Source organism: Brunnivagina elsteri CCALA 953, from assembly GCF_002289455.1.
Classification (GTDB): domain Bacteria; phylum Cyanobacteriota; class Cyanobacteriia; order Cyanobacteriales; family Nostocaceae; genus Brunnivagina; species Brunnivagina elsteri.
In genome coordinates this window covers 1-5,939 of sequence record NZ_NTFS01000401.1, presented here as the reverse complement: position 1 = coordinate 5,939, position 5,939 = coordinate 1, and the positions used below count along the sequence as shown (strand labels likewise).

Genomic DNA, 5,939 nt, shown 5'->3' with positions numbered 1-5,939 from the left:
TTCTCGTAGAGTAGCGCGAACGGAGGATTTTACCCCGACACAAAACGCAAATCTTGCCACGGGGATACGGACAGTGGCAAAGTTTGCACGCTGCCCTTCTATTGCTGGGGAATTAAACAGAACAAGCTTGTTAATCAGGGGATTGAGAATAAATTTTTTGTTTATTCCTCATTCATTAGACATTTCCGGAAAAGACGTAGAGACGTAGCATTGCTACGTCTCTACAATGGTTCTGGGTAACACATGATTAAATTTGGTCGATGTCTATTATTAACGTAGGATATGGATTATAGATTAGATCGACAGGAGTTAGCAATGACCGCAGCAGACCCCGTAAAGGTAATGAAGGAGGAAGTGGGTAAAGCCGCAGCCGCTTTGGTAAAGTCGAATAGTGTTGTTGGCTTGGGTACAGGTTCGACTACAGCCTATGCTATTCAATATATTGGGGAACGGCTCAAATCGGGCGAACTCAAAGATATTGTTGGGGTTCCGACTTCGTTTCAGGCTGAAGTTTTAGCAAAGCAGTATGGCATTCCTTTAACCACACTCGATGCGATCGCGCATATCGATATTGCCATTGATGGAGCGGATGAAGTCGATCCACAGAAAAATTTAATTAAGGGTGGTGGTGCTGCACATACTCGTGAGAAGGTGGTAGACTATCTCGCAAACCAGTTTATTGTGGTTATTGATGCTGGTAAATTGGTTGATAAGCTGGGTTCATCTTTTGCTGTGCCTGTTGAAGTTATACCAATGGCTATGACTCCTGTAATGAACGCAATTAAAAAACTCGGTGGTAAACCCGAACTCCGTATGGGTGTAAGAAAAGCTGGTCCAGTCATCACTGACCAAGGTAATATGGTTATTGATGTTAGATTTGATGACATTCCTGACCCCGTTAACCTAGAGAAAACACTGAATAATATTCCTGGTGTTTTGGAAAATGGAATTTTTGTTAATTGTGCGGATATCGTCTTAATTGGCGAAGTTATTGACGGGAAGCCATCTGTACGACAAATTTAAGGTTTAGACTTAAAATTTGGGTTTAACATCTGGGAATTGGGCATTAAGGCATCGTGAAGAATAAGCTGTTCCGCATTTAAATCATATAATCCAAATTATTATAATTTTTGTGGGGTGGGCATCCCTGCCTGCCTTAATATATGATTTAGGTGCTTTTTAGCTTACTAAGTTCAAGTTAAGATTTAAAAGTCTCTTTTCCCCCATTCTCAATGTGTCTTTTTATCAATGTCTATATGCCATAAGCGTTCTAGCTTCTCAATGCGGCGACGAAGAGTAACGATGCGATATTTTTTATAACCAATTATACTAATAAGCAAAACTATCGGAATACCCAATACAAAATAACCCGCAATATTATGAGTCGAAATTTCAGGTTCAACTCTTGAGTTCACTTGTACTGACTGATTTACAGGTTGATTTGCTGAACTTCCTCGCATTGAAACCTCTATAAACTAACTACTTGTACAAACAATTACTTCAGGGGTTATCCCACCATTTCCTGATGACTAAATATAATTTATCTTGTTTCACTATATATTTTTTCGTAATAATCTGAATCCCATTGAGAAATTACGTAATAATGCGCTCTTTCTGGGAATATTTTCATCTACGTGTACAATATCTAAATAGTGAAACAGATGTAACAGAAAGTCCAAGAATAATGAAATGATGTAATACGAAAACATCGAATAAATTACTTGAAATTTACTTTTTGCAGAACAAAATGCTTTATAGAAGATTTGGACGCACTGAACTACAAATGCCTGTATTTTCCTGTGGGGGAATGCGATATCAGTTTAAATGGCAAGATGTCCCCCAATCGCAGGTTCCTAGTGATAACCAAACTAACCTCGAAGCGACTATTCGACATTCTTTTGAACTAGGGATTAATCATATTGAAACTGCCCGTGGTTATGGTAGTTCGGAGATGCAGTTAGGTAGGGTTTTACCAACTTTGCCACGGGATAAGTTGATTGTACAAACTAAAGTCAGTCCAAAAGCAAATCCGAAGGAGTTTGAAAGCGAGTTTGAGAAGTCTTTAGCATACCTTAATTTAGATTATGTTGATTTATTAGGGATTCACGGGATTAATAATGCTGAAACATTTGAGAATACCATGCGTGTTGGTGGTTGTTTGGATGTAGCACGAAAATTGCAAGCACAGGGGAAAGTAAGGTTTGTTGGTTTTTCTACTCATGGTGCTTGTGAAACAATTGTAAAAGCAATTGAAACGGATCAATTTGATTATGTAAATCTCCACTGGTACTATATAAATCAAAATAATTGGCAGGCAATTGAAGCTGCAACCCGTCATGATATGGGGGTATTTATTATTAGTCCATCTGATAAAGGTGGTAAGTTGTATAGTCCACCAGCAAAATTAGTCGATTTATGTAAACCATTGAGTCCAATTGCATTTAATGATTTGTTTTGTTTGAGTCATACAAATGTGCATACATTAAGTATTGGAGCCGCGAAAGCAAGTGATTTTGATGAACATTTAAAGGTGTTAGACTTGTTAGATAAAGTCGATGAAATTTTGCCACCAGTTATTGCTAGATTAGAACAAGAACTAATTAATGTATTTGGAGAAGATTGGGCAAAAACCTGGCATATAAATTTACCAACCCATGAAGAAACACCTAATAATGTGAACATTCCGATGATTTTATGGTTGCGGAATTTAGCAATAGCTTATGATATGCTGGATTATGCTCAAATGCGCTATAACTTATTAGGAAATGGAGGTCATTGGTTTCCGGGAAATAAGTGCGATCGCATTAACCAAATTGACTTACAAAAGTGTTTAATTAATAGTCCTCATGCTGATAAAATTCCTCAGATTTTAGCTGAAACACATCAAATTTTAGCTGGAGAAACTGTACAAAGATTATCAAGTACTTAATTAAAATAATATCCCCCAATCCTCTCCAGAGAATTAAATACCTGATTTGTTAGAGGGTGTTCATAAATAAAATTATGTCATTCTGAGGAACGTACGCGCTACGCGTTGCCGCAGGCTAGAATCTAGGGTTTGCGGCGTAGTCTAGAAATGCTACCCTACGGGAAGGCTTCGCCAACAGCATGACAAATCAAGGCTTTTAGAGCTTAAGGATTATTTTATAAACACCCTCTTAGAGAATTTGATTCTGAACTAGATCAAATTTCAAATAATTTCTCTCGAACCAAATTAAAAAAATCTTCATCAGTCAGCAGTTTATATAAAAATTCTTGCTGAATGTAATTTTGTAGTAAATTAAACCATGCTCCTGGAGGAATATTTTCTAAAAATAAAGCTGCAACTCTAGCATTATTTGCGTTTGTAGGTTTTAGATACCAAGCTTCGGTAATAATACCTGCCAAGCTACCATTTTTTACACCAAATGCATCTAATCGTTGTTGATTACTAGGAATTTCCATCGTCCATTCTAAATATCGACGCATTATTTTATCTGCTTCTGAGGATATTAATAAACCCCGATAAATTCGCTCCATTATTTGAGTATATCCAGTAGCTGTTCCTTTCCCATTCAAAGCATGTGCTATTTCTTGTTGTTCTTTTAACTTTAGCCATTTATTCGATGTGATATGTGTTGATTGATTTCTTCTAAATTCTTCATCACTTTGCCAGATTCCTGTTAATTGATAAACCTCATCTCCATACTCCTTTGGTGACATTGCTTGATATTTTTGCAGTCTTTCAGTAAAAGTATCGCTAGATGTATGATTACTCCAAGTTAAAATTTGACCGATGATTGGTAAAGGAACATCTTGATTTTTGATATTCAATGAAGAGACAAGATTATTTAAATTTTCTCTCCCCAAACGTTGAATTAAATAATCAGTTGCAGCATTATCACTATAGCGAATCATTGCCCAAGGAATGTGATGTAATTCTACTTGATTTGCTAAATTTATATATTGCTTTTGCTTCAATTCAGTAATTGCAGAGGGATGAGCATCACCATCTGTGCGAGGTAAATAATATAAATCAATATCTTCAATATTTACCAACTCTTGAGATGATAATAATCCTTGGTTTATTTGACGTGCATATTCAGCTAATACAATAATTTTAATTGTTGAAGCAAGTGGTCTTTTGATATCAGAATTATAAAAAATTTCTTGCTCCGAATAACCAACTTCATAGGCAACTAGTGAAACATCATCAGGATGGGTAATAATATATTCTAATACAGCTTCAGGTGTTCTTAATTGTAATTCCCATTCTTTCCCGTCAGATAAAATACTAAAAGTATCAATAATTGAAAGCACAGCTTGTTTCTGCCAAATTCCTACTAAAATCAATATGAATGCGAATAAGCTGATACCTACTTGCCAGTGAGAAAATAAATTTATACTCATTTTTTACCAATTAAGTCGTTTACTTAATATTAATTCTATATAAAGCTGCACATTACCCCTATATACCTCCCCTACCCTGCGGGAACGCGGTAGACGCTGAGTCGCAAAGCGACACGCTGCGCGTAGCTTGCTTCCACGGAGTGGTACGTCTTCTCGTAGAGTAGCGCGTAAAGCAAGGGGAGGTGCCACAGGCGGTGGGGTTATTTTATGCATCTTCATATTAAAATGGTATAAGTAAGCATGACTGCGAAATATTAATTACAGCACACTGTATGTACATACAATACAGTAGGGTGAATAAAATCATTTGAATTTTCCAATGTATTCGATTTATGTAAAATCTGCCGTATCTGCAAATATTTAATGTAAGTATTAATTATTACCACTTTTAAGCTGAAAATAATAGTTAGTATGTTTTTTACTAAATTTGATTATTTTGGCTCCAAATCTCGGAAAATAAAAGGTGAAAGTAAAATCAACTTGAATTCGCAGCCTATAATCTTATCGGATTAAAATTTATGAGCTTAAATCGCCGCCATTTTTTATCTTTGTTGGGCGCTAGTACAGGTGCATTATTGCTGAATGGTTGCACCTCATCGGAAAATCAACCTACTGTACGGAATACCTTGACAGTTGCAGCAAGTCCAGAAGGAAGTCCAACAGCAATCCTAACAGGGAAGAGTGCAGAAATAAAAGGAACAATCCAGCTACCAGCTTTACCTTACCCATACGAAGCACTCGAACCACATATTGATGCTAAAACAATGCAGTTCCATCATGACAAGCACCATGCGACTTATGTCAAGAATCTAAATGCAGCTTTAGAAAAACATCCCCAACTTAAAAACACCAGCGTCGAACAAATAATACAAAACCTGAACAGCGTACCAGAAGATATTCGTAACACTGTGCGAAATAACGGAGGGGGACATATCAATCATTCAATGTTTTGGCGTATCATGAAACCTAATGGAGGAGGAGAACCAACAGGTGCGATCGCAAAAGCCATCAAAGAAAATTTTGGTAGTTTCGACAACTTCAAAAAGAAATTTAACGAAGAAGGAACTAAGCGTTTTGGTAGTGGTTGGGTATGGTTAGTTAGAGACAAAAGCGGCAAACTTGAAGTTGTCAGTACAGCTAATCAAGATAGTCCCATCAGTGTAGGGAAATATCCTATTATGGGTAATGACGTATGGGAACATGCATATTATCTTAACTATCAAAATCGTCGTGCAGATTATTTAGATGCTTGGTGGAATCTCCTCAATTGGGATGAAATTAATCTACGTTTGGCAGACGCAGTGAAATTTAAATAGGCAAAAGAGACCTTTTTTGCACCACCTCACTGTTAGAGCGCTGTTATTACGGTGGGGTTCTTTCTATGCATCTTCTATATTAAATTGGTATTAAGAGCATGTTTGAAAAGTTTGGGAAGGTATAATTTGTCATTCTGAGTGGAGCTTTGCGGAACGAAGAATCTGGAGTTTAGCCCACATACTGAGATGCTTCGTTCCTCAGCATGACATAGAAGAAGACTTTTCAAACAACCT

The 5,939-nt window shown here is 36.8% G+C and carries 6 protein-coding genes; 4 read left to right on the top strand and 2 right to left on the bottom strand.

Annotated elements, in window-relative coordinates; all coding sequences use genetic code 11:
• Together CK510_RS33000 and rpiA are read left to right on the top strand one after the other, a co-directional pair.
• The coding region (locus tag CK510_RS33000; RefSeq protein WP_211293297.1) for a hypothetical protein at positions 1 to 208 on the top strand (208 nt) is incomplete at its 5' end.
• A 107-nt stretch (positions 209 to 315) separates the two neighbouring features.
• Positions 316 to 1,023: a ribose-5-phosphate isomerase RpiA gene (rpiA, locus tag CK510_RS24945; protein WP_095724246.1), complete on the top strand. Its 708-nt coding sequence runs from the start codon at positions 316 to 318 to the stop codon at positions 1,021 to 1,023.
• A gap of 206 nt (positions 1,024 to 1,229) precedes the next feature.
• Here rpiA and CK510_RS24940 read toward each other — a convergent pair whose 3' ends face one another.
• Positions 1,230 to 1,460, bottom strand: coding sequence for a hypothetical protein (locus CK510_RS24940; protein ID WP_095724245.1), 231 nt, complete (start codon positions 1,458 to 1,460; stop codon positions 1,230 to 1,232).
• Between the two features lie 287 nt (positions 1,461 to 1,747).
• Here CK510_RS24940 and CK510_RS24935 point away from each other — a divergent pair, with 287 nt between their 5' ends.
• On the top strand, positions 1,748 to 2,929 hold the full coding sequence (locus CK510_RS24935; protein ID WP_095724244.1) for an aldo/keto reductase: 1,182 nt from the start codon (positions 1,748 to 1,750) through the stop codon (positions 2,927 to 2,929).
• A gap of 254 nt (positions 2,930 to 3,183) precedes the next feature.
• Here the strand turns inward: CK510_RS24935 and CK510_RS24930 are convergent, their stop codons facing one another.
• The gene (locus tag CK510_RS24930; protein WP_095724243.1) at positions 3,184 to 4,389 is read right to left on the bottom strand and encodes a serine hydrolase; all 1,206 of its coding nucleotides are present in this window, start codon (positions 4,387 to 4,389) and stop codon (positions 3,184 to 3,186) included.
• 518 nt (positions 4,390 to 4,907) lie between these two features.
• On the opposite strand from CK510_RS24930, the gene CK510_RS24925 reads away from it, so the two are divergent.
• On the top strand, positions 4,908 to 5,705 hold the full coding sequence (locus CK510_RS24925) for a superoxide dismutase (RefSeq protein ID WP_095724242.1): 798 nt from the start codon (positions 4,908 to 4,910) through the stop codon (positions 5,703 to 5,705).
• Positions 5,706 to 5,939: the final 234 nt, after the last annotated feature.

Coding starts and splice junctions, on each gene's coding strand:
- rpiA (WP_095724246.1), top strand. CDS start 316: ATGACCGCAGCAGACCCCGTAAAGGTAATGAAGGAGGAAGTGGGTAAA.
- CK510_RS24940 (WP_095724245.1), bottom strand. CDS start 1,460: ATGCGAGGAAGTTCAGCAAATCAACCTGTAAATCAGTCAGTACAAGTG.
- CK510_RS24935 (WP_095724244.1), top strand. CDS start 1,748: ATGCTTTATAGAAGATTTGGACGCACTGAACTACAAATGCCTGTATTT.
- CK510_RS24930 (WP_095724243.1), bottom strand. CDS start 4,389: ATGAGTATAAATTTATTTTCTCACTGGCAAGTAGGTATCAGCTTATTC.
- CK510_RS24925 (WP_095724242.1), top strand. CDS start 4,908: ATGAGCTTAAATCGCCGCCATTTTTTATCTTTGTTGGGCGCTAGTACA.